Consider the following 20,062-nt stretch of genomic DNA (forward strand, 5'->3'; position numbering starts at 1 on the left):
TCAATCAGGGGTGAAATCCCCAAATAGTAGAAGGAGTTTCTTAATATCATGAACAAACGCGTAAAAATCGTTGCAACTTTAGGTCCTGCGGTAGAAATCCGTGGCGGTAAAAAATTCGGTGAAGACGGATACTGGGGTGAAAAACTGGACGTTGAAGCTTCAGCTCAAAATATTGCAAAATTGATTGAAGCAGGAGCAAACACTTTCCGTTTCAACTTCTCACACGGTGACCACCAAGAACAAGGTGAGCGTATGGCAACTGTTAAACGTGCGGAAGAAATCGCTGGTAAAAAAGTTGGTTTCCTTCTTGACACTAAAGGTCCGGAAATCCGTACAGAATTGTTCGAAGGTGAAGCAAAAGAGTACTCATACAAAACTGGTGAAAAGATCCGTGTTGCGACAAAACAAGGAATCAAATCAACTCGCGATGTGATTGCTTTGAACGTTGCTGGTGGACTTGATATCTATGATGATGTTGAAGTAGGTCGCCAAGTTTTGGTTGACGATGGTAAACTTGGTCTTCGCGTTGTAGAAAAAGATGATGCAACTCGTGAATTTGTAGTTGAAGTTGAAAATGACGGTGTTATCGCTAAACAAAAAGGTGTAAACATCCCTAACACTAAAATTCCTTTCCCAGCTCTTGCTGAGCGCGATAACGACGATATCCGCTTCGGTCTTGAACAAGGTATCAACTTCATCGCGATTTCGTTCGTACGTACTGCAAAAGACGTCAACGAAGTTCGTGCAATCTGTGAAGAAACTGGTAACGGACATGTTCAATTGTTCGCTAAAATCGAAAACCAACAAGGTATCGACAACTTGGATGAAATCATCGAAGCTGCTGACGGTATCATGATTGCTCGTGGTGACATGGGTATCGAAGTACCATTCGAAATGGTTCCAGTTTACCAAAAAATGATCATTACTAAAGTCAATGCAGCTGGTAAAGTTGTTATCACAGCAACAAACATGCTTGAAACAATGACTGAAAAACCACGTGCAACTCGTTCAGAAGTATCAGACGTATTTAACGCTGTTATCGACGGAACTGACGCTACAATGCTTTCAGGTGAGTCTGCAAATGGTAAATACCCACTTGAGTCAGTAACTACAATGGCTACAATCGATAAGAACGCTCAAACTCTTCTTAACGAATACGGACGTTTGAACTCAGATACTTTCGAACGTAACTCTAAGACAGAAGTTATGGCTTCAGCTGTTAAAGATGCTACGAACTCAATGAATATCAAATTGGTTGTTACTTTGACTAAGACTGGTCACACTGCTCGTTTGATCTCTAAATACCGTCCAAATGCTGATATCTTGGCATTGACATTCGACGAATTGACAGAACGTGGCTTGATGTTGAACTGGGGTGTTATCCCAATGTTGACAGAAGCACCTTCATCAACTGATGACATGTTCGAAATTGCTGAACGTAAAGCAGTTGAAGCAGGTCTTGTTGAGTCTGGTGACGATATCGTTATCGTTGCAGGTGTACCACTTGGCGAAGCGGTTCGTACAAACACAATGCGTATCCGTACAGTACGTTAATTTATTTCATAGTATGCAAAAACCGATAGATCCATTCTATCGGTTTATTTTTTGTTCTAGAATTTTTTTATTTTGTAATTATGAAAACTTCAAAATAAGAATATTAACATTTTGCATATCAAAAAAGAGAAGATCCTTATGATCCTCTCCAGATTTTATATTTTCTTCAATTGACCACAATTTATAAGGAATAAAAAACAATAGTGTAACGATGATAATTATGGATTATCGTTATATTATTGGTTAATAATGGATACTCTATATATCAATTTTTTTCTTTTCTAGATTCTAATACCCAACCGATTATCCAGCAGCAGACTAGCAGATAATTTTCAATCCAGCCCAGTAGGTTTGCTTGATTCGCTTTTTCCAGATAGCCTAGTAGATGGTTGGTACCAAAGCCCAGTCCACCTAGGATCAGTGCTAGTAGGGTCATGCGCAGATAGAACCAATCATACTTTATGTTGGTGGCAATGACTAAAGGCAGAATAGCCAGATTCCAGAAACCAATTTCCCGCTGCCAGTAGGGAGCTAGGCCGTAGATGGATTCATTGCCCAAGAGCTAGGGCTGGAAAATCTGGATCATAGCTGCGCCCAGCATAGCTAAGATCAGTAAAATGAAAATCACTCGTAAAAATTTATTCATACCTGTCTCCTTTCTTCTTTGTAGATTATAATGTTTTTGAAAATGATTTTCAAGTTTTCATTTTTTATAAAAGAGATCTTTAATAAAATATTTTACAGGCAAGTCCTATCTTTTTAGGTGCTTTTGTGGTATACTAGATTAGTTGCAGAAATATAGTTTTTCTATTCAGTGGGAACTAGCGACCGAGTCGGCGCTTTTTTAGTGCCTGGACTTGAGAGACCATATTTATGAAGAGAAGAGCGAATACTCTCAGAAAATCGAGATTTAGCAAGCGACAAGTGCTTGGTATGTTTCGATAGTTGAGTATCAAAAGCCTTATAAGGTGGCTTCGCACCGCCTTTAGAAAGAAGAAGAACATTGAAATTTAATGAATTACATTTATCTGCTGCATTGTTAGCAGAGATTGAAAAAGCTGGCTTTGTAGAAGCGAGCCCTATTCAAGAACAGACGATTCCACTTGCCATGGCAGGTAAGGACGTTATCGGTCAGGCCCAGACAGGGACAGGAAAGACAGCAGCTTTTGGCTTTCCAACTTTAGAGAAGATTGATACCGATAATCCTGCTGTGCAAGCCTTAATTATCGCTCCGACCCGTGAATTGGCTGTGCAAAGTCAGGAAGAGCTTTTCCGTTTTGGCCGCAGCAAGGGTGTCAAGGTACGCTCTGTCTACGGTGGCTCTAGCATTGAAAAGCAAATCAAGGCCCTCAAGTCAGGTGCTCATATCGTCGTAGGAACACCTGGTCGTCTTTTGGATTTGATCAAACGCAAGGCGCTTAAGCTGAATCAGATTGAAACCTTAATCTTGGACGAAGCGGATGAAATGCTTAACATGGGCTTTTTGGAAGATATTGAGTCTATCATTTCCCGTTTGCCAGAAGAACGTCAGACCTTGCTCTTTTCAGCGACCATGCCGGATGCCATCAAGCGCATTGGTGTGCAGTTTATGAAGGAGCCTGAGCATGTTAAGATTGCTGCTAAAGAGTTGACGACGGAGCTGGTGGATCAGTATTATATCCGTGTCAAGGAAAATGAAAAATTTGATACCATGACTCGCCTGATGGATGTGGAGCAGCCTGAGCTGTCTATCGTCTTTGGCCGGACCAAGCGCCGGGTGGATGAGCTGACTCGTGGCCTGAAAATCCGTGGTTTCCGAGCAGAGGGTATCCATGGTGATTTGGATCAAGGCAAGCGCCTTCGCGTTCTGCGCGACTTTAAAAACGGCAATCTGGATGTCTTGGTTGCGACAGATGTGGCTGCGCGTGGTTTAGATATTTCTGGTGTGACCCATGTCTACAACTACGATATTCCTCAGGATCCAGAAAGCTATGTTCACCGGATTGGTCGGACTGGTCGTGCTGGTAAGTCAGGTCAGTCTATTACTTTCGTAGCACCAAATGAAATGGGTTATCTGCAGATTATCGAAAATCTAACCAAGAAGCGCATGAAAGGCCTCAAGCCAGCGACTGCGGAAGAAGCTTTCCAAGCTAAGAAAAAAGTTGCCCTTAAGAAGATTGAACGCGATTTTGCTGATGAAAGCATCCGTTCTAACTTTGAGAAATTCAGTAAGGATGCCCGCAAGCTGGCAGCAGAATTCAGCCCAGAAGAGCTGGCCATGTATATCCTCAGCCTGACAGTACAGGATCCGGATACCCTTCCTGAAGTAGAAATTGCCCGTGAAAAACCATTGCCATTTAAAGCATCTGGTAGCGGTTTTGGTAGCAAAGGTAAGAGTGGTCGTGGCAACGGTCGTCGAGGCGACCAAGGCCGTGATCGCCGTGGTGGACGCGAAGATCGAGAGGGCGGCCGCCGTGACTTTAAACGTAAGTCAAACAAGAACAGTCGCGACTTCGAAAGCAGAGGAAATAAACGCCCACAACGCACTTCCAGCGAAAAGAAAACCGGCTTTGTTATCCGTAATAAAGGTGATAAATAAACAGAAAATCCGATGTCAGCTGACATCGGATTTTTCTATTGAAAATAATTTGAGTATCTTTCAAGAATTGTTTGAAAACAGCACAATGAAAACGCATAAACAAACAATAATCTATTTTTTTGAAAAAAAGTATACATTTTTTTGTTTATATGAGAAAATTGTAGTATAATGATATAAGTAATGGTGCATGGACATTAAAGTGATTTGAGGTGTCCAAGGAACCTAAGAAATCAAAGGGGAAACTTTGATGAGACGTCTCTAGACATCAACAACAAGGAGGATTGTACATGAAGGAAAGTCGTCATAAAGTGATCTTACAAGAGCTGGACCAGACGGGAGTTGTGTCTGTAAAGAACCTGAAGGAATTGCTGAATGTAACAGATATGACCATTCGGCGAGATTTGATTGATCTTGAGAAGCAAGGACTTTTAATTCGGGTGCATGGTGGGGCTCATAAAAAGGTGAAAGATAGCTTGAATGAAGCTTCGCATTCTGAAAAAACGATGTTAAATATCGAAGAAAAGAAGCTGATCGCTAAGAAATGTGCTGATTTGATTGCTGAAGGAGACACGGTTTTTATAGGATCAGGTACTACAACGGATTTTATCGGCGATTATTTAGAGGGGAAAAATATCAGTATTGTAACCAATTCTCTCCCTATTTTCGAAAAGTTGAAGGATTATCCTAATTTTGATTTGATTTTGATTGGAGGACGCTATCGGGTCAAGACCCAGACTTTTGTGGGTCAGTTTGCCAATAAACTTTTACGAGAAATCAAGGTATCAAAGGCCTTTATTGGAGTGAACGGAATTGACGGCCACAATGTGACGACTGCCAATGAAGAAGAGGGGAATGGGAATGCCATTATTCTCAACAATGCAATTGAAAAATACATCGTTGCAGATAATAGCAAATTTGATAGCTATTCCTTCTATAGTTTCTACCGTTTGGATAATATTGACGCGATTGTAACGGATGATCATATCTCTCCGAAAGTGAGAGCAAAATATAGTTCTTATACTAAGGTTCTCTGATTTGATCGCATTGTCATGAATGTTGATTTTAGAATCTGAAAGCTGCGAATTTCGTAGCTTTTATTTCTTATTGTAGATGAATACTTGCATTTTACAGTGGACGAAAAGTTCTTGTATATCAACTTAGACTTGCTAAGGATATTTTTATGACTCGTGTTATTCCTTAACAATTCAGAATGACGAAATGTTCTATCTTCATATGAACATTAAAATTTTAAGTTATTAGGGAAATAAACAAAAAATAACAAAACAAACTATTGACAGCGCTATCACATAATGATATAATTAATTAAACGAACAAAAAGAAACAAAAGGAGAGATGATAAAATGGCGCTTGCCCAATTATTTGATGAAAATCTAGTGTTTTGTTTACATGCAGAAAATCAAGAAGATCTTTTTCATCAAGTAGCTGATTTGTTAGAAGAAAGAGAAATTGTAACTTCTTCTTATCGAAACGCTTTACTTGAAAGAGAAAAGGCGTTTCCAACTGGATTGGATATGGAATTTTTAGGCAAGGACTTGCCGAATGTTGCCATACCTCATACGGATATTGCGCATAATTTGACTGAAAATGTGGTAGTTGTTAAGCTAGATCAGCCTGTAACCTTCCACAATATGATTTCTCCTACGCAAACCGTTGAAGTGTCTCTCTTGTTCTTTATTATCAACAACTCTAGCTCAAGCCAGACTAATATCCTAGCACAGTTAATGGATTTCTTCACTAGCGAAGGAAATCTAGCTGGTCTAGCTCATTTAAACTCTGAGAAAGAGCTGTTCCAATATATTTCAGATGTCATTAAATAAATAAATCGGAGGATTTTATTATGATTAAAATTTTAGCAGCCTGCGGAGCAGGAGTAAACTCAAGTCACCAAATCAAGAGTGCTCTTGAGGAAGAATTGTCAAACCGCGGTTATGATGTGCATTGTGATGCGGTGATGGTTAAGGATGTCAATGAAGACCTTATGAAAGGTTATGATATCTTCACGCCAATCGCTGCAACAGATCTTGGTTTTGAACCAGGAATTCCAGTTATCGAAGCTGGACCAATTTTGTTCCGTATTCCTGCAATGAGCGCTCCAGTGTTTGACAATATTGAAGCAGCTATTAAAGAACACGGACTAAGTTAATCTATTCTTTATCTTATTAACATTCATATAACAAAAAAAGGGAGGAATTATTATGGATGTCATTATTGACCTAGCCAATAAGATTTTTAAACCCATCTTAGATATGGGCGGTCCTATCATCATGCTGATCATCTTGACAGTATTGGCTTTACTATTTGGAGTGAAATTCTCCAAAGCGCTTGAAGGTGGTATCAAACTTGCCATCGCTCTTACTGGTATCGGTGCCATCATCGGTATGCTTAACGGAGCTTTCTCAGCTTCACTTGCTAAATTCGTTGAAAACACTGGTATCCAGTTGAACATCACTGACGTTGGTTGGGCACCACTTGCAACCATCACTTGGGGTTCTCCATGGACCCTGTACTTCTTGCTCATCATGCTCATTGTCAATGTTGTGATGTTAGCTATAAAGAAAACAGATACATTGGATGTGGATATCTTTGATATTTGGCACTTGTCAATTACTGGCTTGCTCATCAAATGGTATGCAGATAAGAGCCATGTAAGTCCTGCTGTATCACTCTTGATTGCAACTTTAGCAGTTGTCTTGGTTGGTGTCTTGAAGATTATCAACTCTGACTTGATGAAACCAACCTTTGATGATTTGTTGAATGCGCCAAGTTCATCACCAATGACTTCAACTCACATGAACTACATGATGAACCCTGTTATCATGGTTTTGGATAAGATTTTTGACAAGTTCTTCCCTGGATTGGACAAATATGACTTCGATGCTGCCGCTTTGAATAAGAAAATCGGTTTCTGGGGATCTAAATTCTTCATCGGTTTCCTTCTTGGTGTAGTTATCGGTATCATGGGAACTCCGCACCCAGTAGCAGGTGTAGAAGATGGCAACACATGGCAATTAGTTATTAAAGGCTGGTTGTCTCTCGGTTTGACTGCCGGTGTCTGCTTGGAGCTCTTCTCACTTATCGGATCATGGTTTATCGCAGCCGTGGAACCACTTTCACAAGGTATTACTAACGTAGCAACAAAACGTCTACAAGGACGTAAATTCAACATCGGTCTTGACTGGCCATTTATCGCTGGTCGTGCAGAAATCTGGGCCTGCGCTAACGTGCTTGCACCAATCATGTTGATTGAAGCAGTTCTGCTTTCTAATGTAGGGAACGGTATCTTGCCATTGGCTGGTATCATTGCGATGGGTGTGACACCTGCCCTTCTGGTTGTTACTCGTGGTAAATTGCTTCGTATGATTGTCTTTGGAACTCTCTTGTTACCACTTTTCCTTCTCTCAGGTACACTGATTGCACCATTTGCGACAGAACTTGCTAAGGGTGTGGGTGCTTTCCCTGAAGGAGTTAGCCAAACTCAATTGATCACTCACTCAACACTTGAAGGACCAATCGAAAAACTCTTGGGCTGGACTATTGGTAATACTACTACAGGTGATATTAAAGCTATCATTGGTGCTATTGTCTTCCTTGGTGCTTATATTGGAATCTTTGCTTGGTACAGAAAGCAAATGATCAAACGGAATGCGGAATATGCAGCAAAAGCAAAATAATATCCGTTAACTATTGTTAAATATTGTAAGACTAGGGAAGCTAGATTGTCCATTTCCAAATGGGAATGTTGATAATCTAGCTTTTCCTATGTAATGAATAGAAAAGGCTAAGCAGAGAGAAGTCAGAAGCCTGCCTTTTTCTCTGAAGTAGAGAGGAGAATTGGATGGTGATTACGCTAGAAAATGATGAATTGACAGTGCAGTTTAAGCAATTGGGAGGAGCGCTTTCTTCAATTAAGGATAAGGATGGTGTAGAATACCTCTGGCAGGGAGATGCAACCTATTGGAGCGGTCAAGCTCCAGTTCTTTTCCCCATTTGTGGGAGTTTGCGTAATGACACTGCTCACTATGCATTAAAAGATGGTCAAGAAGCGAGTGGAGTCATTCCACGGCATGGTCTCGTTCGCAAGAAAGAATTTGAATTGGTTGAACAAACAGATTCGACTGTGACTTTTGCTATTGAGGACACAGAGGAAATGTTTCAGAACTATCCCTATCATTTCCGCTTATCGATTCGTTATAGCTTGATTGGTAAGAAGCTTCGTACCCAGTATATCGTAGAAAATCGTGGAGATAGTGGCGCCATGCCGTACTTTATCGGAGGTCATCCAGGATTTAACTGCCCTTTATTTGATGATGAAAATTATGAGGATTACTATTTGGAGTTTGAAGAGGAAGAAACTTGCAGCGTTCCTCTCTCTTATCCTGAAACTGGTATGTTGAACTTTTTCGAACGTTCAAGCTTCCTAGATCATCAAAAAGAACTAAATTTGAGCTATGATATCTTTGCTAAAGATGCAGTGACCCTTGATGAGCTAAAATCGCGGACAGTTGCTCTTCGTTCTCGGAATCATGATAAAGGATTGCGTTTGGATTTTCAAGAATTTCCAAATCTAATTATCTGGTCAACTATCAACAAAGGGCCATTTATAGCCTTGGAACCTTGGTCAGGTTTGTCGACCTCGTTAGAAGAGGGTGATTATTTAGAAAGCAAGAAAAATGTCCGTCTACTCCCAGTAGGAGAAAAAGAAGAAATTGGATTTGATATCACTATTTTTTAAAGAAAAATTTTAAAAATGTTTAAAAACAAACATATAATGTTGACATCGAACACAAAATGTTGTATTATAAACTTGTGAATCAAATAACGTTTAATGTTTTAAAACATTTTAGTTCATTATATAGAAAATTAAAGGAGGACTTAACATGTCTATTATCATTGGTGCAGATGCTGCAGGTTTGAGATTGAAAGAAGTTGTGAAAGACTTCTTGGAAAAAGAAAACTTCCACGTTGTGGATGTTACAGCTGAAGGTCAAGACTTTGTCGATGTGACTCTTGCTGTTGCTGCAGAAGTAAACAAAGAAGAACAGAACCTTGGTATCGTGATTGATGCCTATGGTGCTGGTCCATTTATGGTCGCAACAAAAATCAAAGGAATGGTTGCCGCAGAAGTATCTGACGAACGTTCAGCTTATATGACTCGTGGACACAACAACTCACGTATGATCACTATGGGTGCAGAAGTCGTTGGTGATGAATTGGCGAAAAATATTGCTAAAGGATTTGTTAACGGTAAATACGACGGTGGTCGTCACCAAATCAGGGTCGATATGTTGAACAAAATGTGCTAATTAGATTACAGTAAGAAAGGTAAGATAAAAATGAGAATTGCAATTGGATGTGACCACATCGTAACAGATGAAAAAATGGCGGTTTCAGAATTTTTGAAATCAAAAGGACATGAAGTCATTGACTTTGGTACTTACGATCATGCTCGTACACACTACCCAATTTTTGGTAAAAAAGTGGGGGAAGCTGTAACTAGCGGTCAAGCTGATCTTGGGGTATGTATCTGTGGTACTGGAGTTGGTATCAACAACGCTGTAAATAAAGTTCCTGGAGTCCGTTCTGCTTTGGTTCGTGATATGACAACAGCTCTTTACGCTAAAGAACAGTTGAATGCCAACGTTATTGGTTTTGGTGGAAAAATCACTGGTGAATTGCTCATGTGCGATATTATTGAAGCTTTCATCAATGCTGAATATAAACCATCTGAAGAAAACAAAAAATTAATTGCTAAAATCGAGCACGTTGAAACTCACAATGCTCATCAAGCAGATGCAAACTTCTTTACAGAATTCCTTGAAAAATGGGATCGCGGTGAGTACCACGACTAAGAGGTGACGCATGATTTTAACAGTCACAATGAATCCATCCATTGATATTTCTTATCCTTTGGATGAATTAAAAATTGATACTGTCAACCGTGTGGTGGACGTGACCAAGACAGCTGGTGGTAAAGGGCTCAATGTTACACGAGTGCTTTCAGAATTTGGTGATTCTGTTGCTGCTACAGGTTTAGTTGGTGGCAAACTTGGTGAGTTTTTGGTAGAACATATCGATGATAAGGTTAGTAAACATTTCTTCACCATTCAAGGAGAAACACGTAACTGTATCGCTATTCTACACGGAGACAACCAAACAGAAATTCTTGAGAAAGGGCCTGAAGTTCTGGAACAAGAAGGTCAAGATTTCTTGGCTCATTTCGAGAATCTCCTTGACACCGTGGAAGTAGTGGCTATTTCTGGTAGTCTTCCAGCAGGTCTTCCGGTTGATTACTATGCAAACTTGGTAGAGCTTGCTAATCGCGCAGGAAAACCAGTTGTTCTGGATTGCTCAGGTGCTGCCCTTCAGGCAGTTCTTGAATCACCCCACAAACCAACAGTAATCAAACCAAATAACGAAGAATTATCTCAGCTTCTTGGGAAAGAAGTTTCAGAAGATTTGGATGAATTAAAAGAAGTTCTTCAAGAGCCTCTATTTGCAGGGATTGAGTGGATTATCGTTTCACTTGGTGCAAATGGTGCTTTTGCAAAACATGGTGATACTTTCTACAAGGTAGATATTCCAAGAATTCAGGTAGTCAATCCTGTCGGATCTGGAGATTCTACTGTGGCAGGGATTTCTTCAGGACTTCTTCATAAGGAATTGGATGCAGAACTTCTCATCAAGGCTAATGTCCTTGGTATGCTCAATGCTCAAGAAAAAATGACAGGTCATGTCAATATGGCCAACTATCAAGCTCTATATGATCAATTAATAGTAAAAGAGGTATAAAATGGCTTTAACAGAAAACAAACGTGCATACTTAGAAAAACTTTCAGATGAAAATGGCATCATCTCAGCTCTTGCCTTTGACCAACGTGGTGCTTTGAAACGCCTCATGGCTCAATACCAAACAGAGGAACCAACAGTAGCTCAAATGGAAGAACTCAAAGTCTTGGTTGCAGATGAATTGACAAAATACGCGTCATCTATGCTTTTAGACCCAGAGTATGGACTTCCAGCTACAAAAGCTCTTGCACCAAATGCTGGTCTTCTCCTTGCTTATGAAAAAACAGGTTATGACACAACAAGCACTAAACGCTTGCCAGACTGCTTGGATGTTTGGTCTGCAAAACGCATTAAAGAACAAGGTGCGGATGCAGTCAAGTTCTTGCTTTACTACGATGTAGACAGTTCTGACGAACTCAACCAACAAAAACAAGCCTACATCGAACGCATCGGTTCTGAGTGTGTGGCGGAAGACATTCCTTTCTTCCTTGAAATCCTCGCTTACGATGAAAAAATCGCTGACGCAGGTTCTGCAGAATACGCCAAAGTAAAACCACGCAAGGTCATTGAAGCGATGAAAGTTTTCTCAGATCCACGCTTCAATATTGATGTCTTGAAAGTGGAAGTTCCAGTTAACGTTAAATACGTTGAAGGCTTTGGTGATGGCGAAGTGGTTCATACAAAAGCTGAAGCAGCTGCCTTCTTTAAGGAACAAGATGAAGCGACTAACCTGCCATACATCTATTTGAGTGCGGGTGTATCTGCGAAACTTTTCCAAGAAACACTTGTTTTCGCTCATGATTCAGGTGCCAACTTCAACGGCGTTCTTTGCGGACGTGCGACTTGGGCTGGCAGTGTCAAAGACTACATTGAGCAAGGCGAAGAAGCAGCTCGCAAGTGGCTTCGTACAACTGGTTTTGAAAACATTGATGAGCTCAACAAGGTTCTTCAACAGACTGCGACTTCTTGGAAGGAACGCATCTAATCTTGATTTTAGCATTCAAAAAACGTAGTAAGTTTTAGGACTTGCTACGTTTTTCTTCTATATAAGCTAGTTTTTCAGCCCGTTTCTTCTTTTTGAAAAGAGCTTCAGCCGACATGGCTGCAGATTTGTCGGGGTATTCTTCTTGATAAATGAGTGTGACGGGCAATCGGGCGCGAGTGTACTTGGCTCCTTTTCCAGCTTGATGTGTGTTGAGACGAGCTTCTACATCTGTGGTATAGCCTGTGTAGAGGGTGCCGTCTCCACATTCAAGGACGTACATATAGGCTTTATTTTCCATAGTAAATCTCTTGAATTTCTGGTGTATAGCTGCCGTCTTGCTCGTGGATAAAGAGAGGCGGGAGGATTTTCAGACCGTCCGGTGAACCATCTTTAATAGCCTCAATTAAGAGCATGTTGGCTTCCCTACCCTGCTTGGGATAGACAAACTGGATGCGCTTGGGCGCTAGATTATGGCCTTTCATGGTCTCTAAAATATCCAAAAATCGGTCAGGACGATGGACCATGGCTAAGCGACCATTGGACTTGAGGACTCGCTGGGCAATTGCACAAATCTCTTCTAAATTGGTAGCGACTTCGTGACGGGCTAGCAAATAATGTTCACTGCCGTTGAGATTGGAATGTTCATCGACCTTGAAATAGGGAGGATTGCAGAGAATGATATCAACCTTGCTGCCAGAGATGTGGTTGCCTAGATTTTTCAAGTCATCATGGATAACCTGCATCTGTTGAGCAAGGTCATTTAGTTCAATGGAGCGCTGGGCCATATCGGCTAGACGCTCCTGAATCTCTACAGCTATAATTTGAGCCTTAGTGCGAGTACTTGCAAAAAGGCCGACTGCCCCATTTCCAGCACAGAGATCGACGATTAATCCCCGATTGGGAAGTTTGGGAAAGCGAGAAAGCAGAACGCTGTCAACCGAGTAGCTGAAGACCTCACTATTTTGAATGATTTTAATATCAGTAGAAAAGAGCTGATTAACTCTTTCTCCGTCTTTTAATTTTGCTTCTGTCATACCAACATTATAGCATGATTAAGTGCTATTCCAAAGAAGAAAGAGAAACTTTATAGGAAAAAACACCTGACAGACATAGTCAGGTGCGAATTTTAGTTGAATTCATATTTTTGCTTGATGGTACAAGCGATGAAAATTCCGATAAAGAAAACCATGAGAATCAGATAGACTGGTAAAGTTGCGGCTGTCAGCGTTGCAATTTCCAAAAGGTGCTGCAGGACAAAGGCTGATAAATAGAAGCCAAAGACAGAGAAGATAATGAGCAGGCTGCGCCAGAGGTTGAGTGGCAGACAGGCCCGGATAACTGACAGGAAGCTGATGCTGCCTAGCAAGTAGTAGGTCAGGGTGGACATTTCTATGTCGCTCCAGCCATGGTTGCTGCCCCAGATACGGACAAATAGCACACTGAAGATAATCATGAGGGAACTTGGCAGAGCTAGCTGCAGGGAGCGTTTGAGGAAGTGCTTTTCAACTGGCTTGATATTGCGCTCAAAGGTGAGGACAAAGGGTGGGAAGCCTTCGACAAACTGGTCAATCAGGGTGATTTGAATCGGAATGAATGGGAAAATCAAGAGATATTCTGGCTTACCTAACAAGACACTGGCGATACAGATGATAGCTAGGAGGAAGGAATAAATGGTCTTGATGAAGAAAATCGGAGCAATCCGGCCGATATTGTTAACGACCCGGCGGCCTTCAAAAAGAATCTCAGGAACATCGTTAAAGTCGGAGTTCAGAAGGACCAGGTTGGCAATCTGCCGAGTTGCGGGGTCGCCCTCAGCCATGACGATGGAGCAGTCTGCTTCGCGCAAGGCCAAGATATCATTAACCCCATCTCCCGTCATGGCTGTTGTCCGACCGGCGGCCTTAAGAGTCTGGATGAGCAGTTTTTTCTGATGGGGAGAAACACGGCCGAAGATGGCTGTTTCTTCAGCTTGCTCAACCAGTTCTTGATCGCTGATTTTAGAGCAGTCGATGTAGCTGTCGTAGTTGGCAAATCCAGCCTGGCTCGCGATATGGGAAACGGTCACAGGATTGTCACCAGAGATGATTTTCAGATCAACATCCTGAGAGCGCAGGTAGTCCAGTGTCTCAGCCGCTCCCTCACGAATAGGATCAGTGATTTCCAGAACAGCCAGAGCAGTCATATCTTCAGGCAGTTGGATGCTATGTTTGTCTAGCACTTGGTCGCTGTGAGCCAGCACCAAAACCCGCGATCCGCGTTTTTGAGCCTCTCCAACCGCTGCAGGATTGCTGTCCAGCAGCATTTCGGGCGCTCCCAGAAAGATGGTTCCAACACTTGATAAATGCATAGCGCCCCATTTTCGGTCACTAGAAAATGGGATGACATTGTCGCTAGTATAGGTGTGCTCCAGGTGGCCGTATCCCTTACGGATAGCCTGGGCAGTTGGGTTATTATCCTCACTGGTTTGGATGTAGGCTGCTAAGATTTGGTTGACAGTCTCATCAGAAAACTTATCCGATAGGCTATGCAAGGCTTCAACAGTCATCTTGCCTTGGGTAATTGTCCCAGTCTTGTCAAGACAGAGAGTATCCACTCGAGCCAAGGTCTCAACAGAATACATTTCCTGGACAAGAACCTTACGCATACCTAGCTTAATGACAGCTGTCAGGAGTGATGTGACTGTCAGCAGGGCGATTCCCTTAGGCAGCATACCCAAAAGAGCTGTCGAGCTGGTAATGACAGAGTTTTTGACAGGCAGTCCCTTTATCATCAGAGCTTCAAAGAAGAGTGCCAATCCGAAAGGAATGATGATTTTTCCGGTAAAACGGGAAATTTTGCCAAGATTGTATAGAATCCGCGAGTTGATAGGCTTGAGGGTTTTAGCCTCAGTCATGAGCTTGTTGGCATAGTTGTCTGCGCCGACATGATGCACCTCAGCATAGATCTGCCCACTGACCAGAAAGCTACCGGACAGCAGCTCAGCGCCTTCTTCCTTGAGAACCAAGTCACTCTCCCCTGTCAGCATGGCTTCATTGGCTTCGGCAACACCCTTTACCACACGGGCATCACTGGGAATTTGCTCGCCGGCTGACGGCTTGATCAGGTCGCCCAGCACAATTTCTTCTGGCTGAATCTTAACTTCCTGGCCGTCGCGGATGACCGTGACCAGCTCTCGGCTGACCAGATTTAGCTTGTCAATCATGTGTTTGGCTCGTAGTTCCGTAATGATACCAGTGACGGCGTTAAAGCTGATGACGGCGAAAAAGACCAGATTGCTCCATGCTTGGACAGAGACCAAGGCCAGAGCGATCACAAAGTTAAGGGCATTAAAAAGGGTGAAAACATTCCGCTTAACGATTTGCCAGTTACTGGTGCTCGTGTCACTTGTAAAATCGTTGGTCAAGCCCTGCGAAATCTTTTCATCTACTTGGGTTTGGTTTAAACCGATTAATTCTTTCTTGTTCATGAGATTAATGATACCATTTTTTTAGGGAAATGGCTATCAGAATCCGCTGTTACAGCCAAAGTTTGGAAAAACATTGCAGACTATAAGGGTATAAGGTATAATGGGAAAGGACCTAATTGATTTCAAGTACAATCACAGTTTGTAAGAAGGAGAATTTATGTTTTATACCTATTTGCGAGGATTGGTGATTTTTATCCTCTGGGCTTTAAACGGCAATGCCCATTACCATAATAAAGAGAAGATTCCTTCCCAAGATGAAAATTATATCTTGGTGGCCCCTCACCGGACATGGTGGGATCCAGTTTACATGGCTTTTGCGACCAAGCCCAAGCAGTTTGTCTTTATGGCTAAGAAAGAACTGTTTGAAAATCGGGTGTTCGGCTGGTGGATTCGCATGTGCGGCGCCTTTCCCATCGACCGGGAAAATCCTGGGCCGTCAGCGATCAAGTACCCTGTCAATATGCTGAAAAAGAGCAATCGCTCCCTGATTATGTTCCCAAGCGGTAGCCGCCATTCTACGGATGTTAAGGGAGGAGTGGCAGTGATTGCTAAGATGGCTAAGGTTCGGATCATGCCAGTTGTCTATGCTGGTCCCATGAGTCTTAAAGGCTTGGCAGCTGGGGAGCGCGTGGATATGAATTTCGGTAATCCGATTGATATTTCTGATATCAAAAAGATGAATGATGAAGGAGTTGAGGAAGTGGCTCGTCGGATTCAGGCAGAGTTTGACCGCTTGGATGCAGAAGTGGCGCCTTATCAGACAGGTAAAAAACCAAATATCTTCTGGCGGATTTTACGAGCAATTGCCTTTATTCCAGCAGCATTGATTGGTATTCTAACTTTCATTTTTAGTTTCCTTGCAAGCTTTGTCTGGAATCCAGATAAGCATAGAAAATAAGATACGAATCAGCTTCCTGAGCAATCTTGCTTGGGAGCTGATTTTTTTATGCGAGTGAGCTATAATGTTGGTATGTTTTATAAGGAGGATGCTATGTCTCTTGCATTTTTATCTTTTGTAACTTTGTCACTTTTTATGCTGCACGAGTTTGATGAAATTATCCTGATTCGGCCTTGGATTTCTCAGAATCAAGATCATCAAGGCTATCAAAAGGAGATGTTCATTGCTAGGAGAGGAAGTTATCTTTCTGCTGAAAGCATTGCTCTGATGATTGCAGAGGAATTTCTACTGGCTTTTATCCTTTTGTTGCTTGCGATTCTATTTCGCATTCCTGAGCTAGCTTTGGCTATTGGTTTCTGTCATACTCTTCATCTGCTGGGCCATATCATGCAAGTGTTTCGCTTTCGTCGCTGGGTACCGGGCGGTTTCACAGCTTTGACGACTTTTCCTATGCTTATCTTAGTCTTGGTCCTTTATCTAAGTCAGCATTCAGTTTCCTGACCACTGCTTCTGATTCTAAGCGTGTTAGTGGTGGCTTTTCTTTTGGCAAATCTGGCTTTTTTACATAGCAGAGCTCAAAAGATAGAAGCTTGGATATACAGGATAAGCAAAGCAGGCTGATATTGCAGCTTCTATTTTTGTCAATGGCCTTTCTATCTATACGACTTCTTGCAAAATAAAGATTTTAAAATATGACAAGCTGAAAATTTTCACGGCTTGTTTTATTTTTTGAATTTTTTACGAATAAAAAGATAAAGGAGAAAAATATGCTTGAAGAAATAGTTGAAAAATTAAAGGAATACAAGATTTTTGTTGGACTTTCCTTGCTGGGAATCATCTTGGCTGGCTTTTTCTTGCTGAAGGGGAATGCTCAGCCACAGAATCAGGTCAGCGCACTGGCTCAGGAAGTAGTCACATCAGCTTCATCTGAAAGCAATACAGAAAAAAGAATTGCGAATCAGGAAAAAATCGACTCAGAAAAGGATATGGATTCAGAGGAATCTGAGGAAGAAGTCACCGTTGATGTTAAAGGAGCTGTCAAAAATCCAGGAGTTTATCAGTTGCGGGCAGGAGCGCGTGTGCATGATGCTCTACAAAAAGCAGGTGGTCTACTGCCAGATGCCGAGTCAAAATCCATAAACCAAGCTCAAAAATTAACAGATGAGGCGGTTGTTTATGTAGCTAGAGTAGGTGAGGAAGGAGCAGATGTGACGCAAGCTAGTCAGACGCCCGCTGGAAATGGAGAAACGGCAAAAGGGAAGTCTGGCTTGGTCAATCTCAATACGGCGACCGAAGCTGAACTTCAGACAGTTTCAGGCATCGGTCAAAAGAAAGCGCAAGACATCATCGCTTATCGGGAAGCCAATGGCAAGTTTAAGTCAGTAGATGAGCTGAAAAATGTTTCAGGAATTGGTGCAAAAACCTTAGAAAAGTTAAAAGACTATGTCACAGTGGATAAATAAATTTCCTATTAAACCAATCTATTTTTGTCTTTTGCTGGTGCTGACCTACTTTGCTGTTTACACAGGCAGTCTGCCAGCTTATCTGGGTTTGGCAGCTCTCCTTGTTCGGCTATTTTGCCTTTATTCGACGAAGAATAGTCTGCTTGTTTTGATGCTTTTGAATCTTTTTGCTGGATTTTTCCTATTTCGGAGAGAAATGGCTAATCAAGCCTTTCAAGATGAACCGGAAACCATTTCTGCCATTGTGATGAAGCCAGATACAATCAAAGTCAATGGCGACTCGCTTTCTTTTCGCGGCTATTCCAATGGTCGAACTTATCAGGCCTTTTATAAAATCCAGTCAGAAAAGGAAAAACAAGCTTTTCAAAAGCTGAGCGATCAGCTGGTTTTGAAGATTGATGGAGAGCTTAGTTTAGCAGAAAACCAGCGTAATTTTTCAGGATTTGACTATCGGGCTTATCTGAAAACGCAAGGGATTTACAGGATTTTGAAAATCAATCAAATCAAGTCCAGTCAGCATTTTAGCAGTCTTAATCCTTGGGATTGGCTGTCGATCTGGCGCAGAAAGGCCTTGGTTTATATCAAGGAAAATTTTCCTAGCCCCATGAGCCACTATATGACTGGACTCTTGTTTGGTGATTTGGACACAGATTTTGCTGAGATGAATGAGCTTTATTCCAGTCTGGGAATTATCCATCTCTTTGCCCTATCTGGGATGCAGGTTGGCTATTTCATGGATGGTTTTCGCAGGATTCTCCTGAAATCTGGTTTGAAAAGAGAAACCGTCGATTGGATACAACTACCCTTTTCCTTTATCTATGCGGGTTTGACGGGCTTTTCAGTATCAGTCGTGAGGAGTTTAGTACAAAAGCTGCTCTCGCAGTTTGGTGTGACTAAGCTGGACAACTTTGCTTTGACAATCATGCTCTTAGCCATTTTCATGCCAAATTTTCTCTTGACGACGGGTGGCGTTCTTTCCTGTGCCTATGCTTTTGTCATTTCGGTCATGGATTTTGAGCATTTACCTCCCGTGCGAAAGGTACTGGCAGAAAGTCTGACCATTTCACTGGGGATTTTGCCGATTCTGATTTTCTATTTTTCTGAATTTCAACCTTGGTCTATTCTGCTGACTTTTCTATTTTCAGTTGTTTTTGATCTTTTTATGCTTCCAGCCCTGACCTTTATTTTTGCCCTATCACCTCTTTTGAAAATCACTCAGGTCAATGTCTTATTTGAACTGTTGGAAGGGCTAATTCGTTGGACGGCGTCTATTTCCTCACGGCCAGTGATTTTCGGTCAGCCATCTATCTGGATGATGCTAGTCCTGCTTATCACTCTTTGCTTGCTCTATGATTTTCGCAGACAGAAAAAAGTTGTGACCTTACTTAGCTTGGTTCTTGCTCTGCTCTTTTTCCTCACTAAGCATCCTTTGCAAAATGAAATCACCGTCATTGATATTGGGCAGGGGGATAGCATTTTCTTGCGCGATTGGCGGGGGAAATCTGTTCTGATTGATGTGGGGGGGCGAGTGGAGATTGGCAAGAAAGAAGCATGGCAGAAGCGGGTTTCTTCGACAAATGCAGAAAAGACTTTGATTCCTTATCTGAAAAGTCGGGGAGTAAGCCGCTTGGATGTGCTAGTTTTGACCCACACCGACACGGACCATATGGGCGATATGTTGGAGGTGGCCAAGCATTTCTCTATAAAGGAAATTTACGTATCTAAAGGAAGCTTAACTCAGCCGGATTTTGTGGAGAAATTGGAGCGAATGCAGACGAGAGTCCATGCGGTAGAAGTAGGAGATAGCCTTCCAATTTTTGATGGAGCTTTGCAAGTTCTCTATCCTGAGGAGACAGGCAACGGCAGTAATGATGACTCTGTCGTCTTGTACGGGCAATTTTTTGGAACCAGCTTTTTGTTTACGGGAGACTTAGAGGAAAATGGCGAAGCTACATTGATGCGGCGTTTTCCGCAACTCAAGGTGGATGTTTTAAAAGCAGGACACCACGGTTCTAAAGGATCCTCTAGCCCAGAATTTTTACATCAGCTTCAGCCCCAAATTGCCCTCATCTCTGCGGGTAAGAATAACCGCTACAAGCATCCTCATCAGGAAACTCTGGACAGATTTAAGAACATTCAGACACAGATTTTCCGAACAGATGAGCAGGGAGCCATTCGCTTTAGTGGCTGGGATTCTTGGCAGATTGAGACTGTAAAGTAAGGCTCTGTTTCCTTGCTCTGATAGCGAGATAGGGTTAGCTTACCTTGATTTCGAGCTAAAATTATGATACAATGACCCTGTTAATAAAAA

At 41.9% G+C, this 20,062-nt stretch carries 17 protein-coding genes and 2 pseudogenes; 15 read left to right on the forward strand and 4 right to left on the reverse strand.

The annotated features are described in order from the left end of the window. Positions 1 to 48: 48 nt before the first annotated feature. A complete protein-coding gene (gene pyk, locus FXF62_RS06415; protein ID WP_149518116.1) occupies positions 49 to 1,554 on the forward strand; it encodes a pyruvate kinase in 1,506 nt (501 codons plus the stop codon). Between the two features lie 265 nt (positions 1,555 to 1,819). On the opposite strand, the pseudogene FXF62_RS06420 reads toward pyk, so the two are convergent. After that, positions 1,820 to 2,200 (reverse strand): annotated as a pseudogene (locus FXF62_RS06420) (hypothetical protein). A gap of 357 nt (positions 2,201 to 2,557) precedes the next feature. Between FXF62_RS06420 and FXF62_RS06435 the strand changes: the two are divergent. From FXF62_RS06435 to lacD, 10 genes are all read left to right on the forward strand, one after another. Continuing rightward, entirely contained in the window at positions 2,558 to 4,132 is a 1,575-nt protein-coding gene (locus FXF62_RS06435) for a DEAD/DEAH box helicase (protein ID WP_149518117.1), read from the forward strand. A gap of 287 nt (positions 4,133 to 4,419) precedes the next feature. Continuing rightward, a complete protein-coding gene (locus FXF62_RS06440; protein WP_005590674.1) occupies positions 4,420 to 5,166 on the forward strand; it encodes a DeoR/GlpR family DNA-binding transcription regulator in 747 nt (248 codons plus the stop codon). A 327-nt stretch (positions 5,167 to 5,493) separates the two neighbouring features. Further along, a complete protein-coding gene (locus tag FXF62_RS06445; RefSeq protein ID WP_149518118.1) occupies positions 5,494 to 5,970 on the forward strand; it encodes a PTS sugar transporter subunit IIA in 477 nt (158 codons plus the stop codon). A gap of 20 nt (positions 5,971 to 5,990) precedes the next feature. Beyond that, positions 5,991 to 6,296: a PTS sugar transporter subunit IIB gene (locus tag FXF62_RS06450; RefSeq protein WP_000590563.1), complete on the forward strand. Its 306-nt coding sequence runs from the start codon at positions 5,991 to 5,993 to the stop codon at positions 6,294 to 6,296. 52 nt (positions 6,297 to 6,348) lie between these two features. Further along, positions 6,349 to 7,824: a PTS galactitol transporter subunit IIC gene (locus tag FXF62_RS06455; RefSeq protein ID WP_149518119.1), complete on the forward strand. Its 1,476-nt coding sequence runs from the start codon at positions 6,349 to 6,351 to the stop codon at positions 7,822 to 7,824. A gap of 164 nt (positions 7,825 to 7,988) precedes the next feature. Next, a complete protein-coding gene (locus FXF62_RS06460) occupies positions 7,989 to 8,885 on the forward strand; it encodes an aldose 1-epimerase family protein (RefSeq protein ID WP_149518120.1) in 897 nt (298 codons plus the stop codon). 145 nt (positions 8,886 to 9,030) lie between these two features. Next, a complete protein-coding gene (gene lacA, locus FXF62_RS06465; protein WP_125379347.1) occupies positions 9,031 to 9,456 on the forward strand; it encodes a galactose-6-phosphate isomerase subunit LacA in 426 nt (141 codons plus the stop codon). A 30-nt stretch (positions 9,457 to 9,486) separates the two neighbouring features. Beyond that, a complete protein-coding gene (lacB, locus tag FXF62_RS06470; protein ID WP_001216904.1) occupies positions 9,487 to 10,002 on the forward strand; it encodes a galactose-6-phosphate isomerase subunit LacB in 516 nt (171 codons plus the stop codon). A gap of 10 nt (positions 10,003 to 10,012) precedes the next feature. Next, positions 10,013 to 10,942, forward strand: coding sequence for a tagatose-6-phosphate kinase (locus FXF62_RS06475; protein WP_149518121.1), 930 nt, complete (start codon positions 10,013 to 10,015; stop codon positions 10,940 to 10,942). 1 nt (position 10,943) lies between these two features. Further along, the gene (gene lacD, locus FXF62_RS06480; RefSeq protein ID WP_149518122.1) at positions 10,944 to 11,924 is read left to right on the forward strand and encodes a tagatose-bisphosphate aldolase; all 981 of its coding nucleotides are present in this window, start codon (positions 10,944 to 10,946) and stop codon (positions 11,922 to 11,924) included. A 34-nt stretch (positions 11,925 to 11,958) separates the two neighbouring features. On the opposite strand, the gene FXF62_RS06485 is transcribed toward lacD, so the two are convergent. The 3 genes from FXF62_RS06485 to FXF62_RS06495 all read right to left on the reverse strand — a co-directional run bounded on the left by FXF62_RS06485 (position 11,959) and on the right by FXF62_RS06495 (position 15,390). Continuing rightward, positions 11,959 to 12,222, reverse strand: coding sequence for a GIY-YIG nuclease family protein (locus FXF62_RS06485; RefSeq protein WP_149518123.1), 264 nt, complete (start codon positions 12,220 to 12,222; stop codon positions 11,959 to 11,961). After that, positions 12,212 to 12,958: a tRNA1(Val) (adenine(37)-N6)-methyltransferase gene (locus tag FXF62_RS06490; RefSeq protein ID WP_149518124.1), complete on the reverse strand. Its 747-nt coding sequence runs from the start codon at positions 12,956 to 12,958 to the stop codon at positions 12,212 to 12,214. The genes FXF62_RS06485 and FXF62_RS06490 overlap by 11 nt, the downstream gene beginning before the upstream one ends. 92 nt (positions 12,959 to 13,050) lie before the next feature. Beyond that, on the reverse strand, positions 13,051 to 15,390 hold the full coding sequence (locus FXF62_RS06495; RefSeq protein WP_149518125.1) for a cation-translocating P-type ATPase: 2,340 nt from the start codon (positions 15,388 to 15,390) through the stop codon (positions 13,051 to 13,053). Between the two features lie 157 nt (positions 15,391 to 15,547). On the opposite strand from FXF62_RS06495, the gene FXF62_RS06500 reads away from it, so the two are divergent. The 4 genes and pseudogenes from FXF62_RS06500 (at position 15,548) to FXF62_RS06515 (ending at position 19,972) form a co-directional block, all read left to right on the forward strand. Continuing rightward, positions 15,548 to 16,288 carry a lysophospholipid acyltransferase family protein gene (locus FXF62_RS06500; protein WP_149518126.1) on the forward strand — a complete coding sequence of 247 codons (741 nt, stop codon included), beginning with the start codon at positions 15,548 to 15,550 and terminating at the stop codon, positions 16,286 to 16,288. A 72-nt stretch (positions 16,289 to 16,360) separates the two neighbouring features. Beyond that, a pseudogene (locus tag FXF62_RS06505) lies at positions 16,361 to 16,909 on the forward strand (HXXEE domain-containing protein). Between the two features lie 146 nt (positions 16,910 to 17,055). Then, a complete protein-coding gene (locus tag FXF62_RS06510; protein ID WP_149518127.1) occupies positions 17,056 to 17,751 on the forward strand; it encodes a helix-hairpin-helix domain-containing protein in 696 nt (231 codons plus the stop codon). Further along, on the forward strand, positions 17,732 to 19,972 hold the full coding sequence (locus FXF62_RS06515; protein WP_149518128.1) for a DNA internalization-related competence protein ComEC/Rec2: 2,241 nt from the start codon (positions 17,732 to 17,734) through the stop codon (positions 19,970 to 19,972). The genes FXF62_RS06510 and FXF62_RS06515 overlap by 20 nt, the downstream gene beginning before the upstream one ends. Positions 19,973 to 20,062: the final 90 nt, after the last annotated feature.

It is taken from the genome of Streptococcus cristatus, assembly GCF_008369405.1.
Taxonomy (GTDB): Bacteria; Bacillota; Bacilli; order Lactobacillales; family Streptococcaceae; genus Streptococcus; species Streptococcus cristatus_G.

Bases quoted from the DNA above. Each gene is read 5' to 3' on its own strand.
- FXF62_RS06475 (WP_149518121.1), top strand. From the start codon at position 10,013: ATGATTTTAACAGTCACAATGAATCCATCCATTGATATTTCTTATCCT.
- FXF62_RS06515 (WP_149518128.1), top strand. From the start codon at position 17,732: ATGTCACAGTGGATAAATAAATTTCCTATTAAACCAATCTATTTTTGT.
- lacD (WP_149518122.1), top strand. From the start codon at position 10,944: ATGGCTTTAACAGAAAACAAACGTGCATACTTAGAAAAACTTTCAGAT.
- FXF62_RS06485 (WP_149518123.1), bottom strand. From the start codon at position 12,222: ATGGAAAATAAAGCCTATATGTACGTCCTTGAATGTGGAGACGGCACC.
- lacB (WP_001216904.1), top strand. From the start codon at position 9,487: ATGAGAATTGCAATTGGATGTGACCACATCGTAACAGATGAAAAAATG.
- FXF62_RS06495 (WP_149518125.1), bottom strand. From the start codon at position 15,390: ATGAACAAGAAAGAATTAATCGGTTTAAACCAAACCCAAGTAGATGAA.
- FXF62_RS06500 (WP_149518126.1), top strand. From the start codon at position 15,548: ATGTTTTATACCTATTTGCGAGGATTGGTGATTTTTATCCTCTGGGCT.
- lacA (WP_125379347.1), top strand. From the start codon at position 9,031: ATGTCTATTATCATTGGTGCAGATGCTGCAGGTTTGAGATTGAAAGAA.
- FXF62_RS06460 (WP_149518120.1), top strand. From the start codon at position 7,989: ATGGTGATTACGCTAGAAAATGATGAATTGACAGTGCAGTTTAAGCAA.
- FXF62_RS06510 (WP_149518127.1), top strand. From the start codon at position 17,056: ATGCTTGAAGAAATAGTTGAAAAATTAAAGGAATACAAGATTTTTGTT.
- FXF62_RS06445 (WP_149518118.1), top strand. From the start codon at position 5,494: ATGGCGCTTGCCCAATTATTTGATGAAAATCTAGTGTTTTGTTTACAT.
- FXF62_RS06450 (WP_000590563.1), top strand. From the start codon at position 5,991: ATGATTAAAATTTTAGCAGCCTGCGGAGCAGGAGTAAACTCAAGTCAC.
- FXF62_RS06455 (WP_149518119.1), top strand. From the start codon at position 6,349: ATGGATGTCATTATTGACCTAGCCAATAAGATTTTTAAACCCATCTTA.
- pyk (WP_149518116.1), top strand. From the start codon at position 49: ATGAACAAACGCGTAAAAATCGTTGCAACTTTAGGTCCTGCGGTAGAA.
- FXF62_RS06490 (WP_149518124.1), bottom strand. From the start codon at position 12,958: ATGACAGAAGCAAAATTAAAAGACGGAGAAAGAGTTAATCAGCTCTTT.
- FXF62_RS06440 (WP_005590674.1), top strand. From the start codon at position 4,420: ATGAAGGAAAGTCGTCATAAAGTGATCTTACAAGAGCTGGACCAGACG.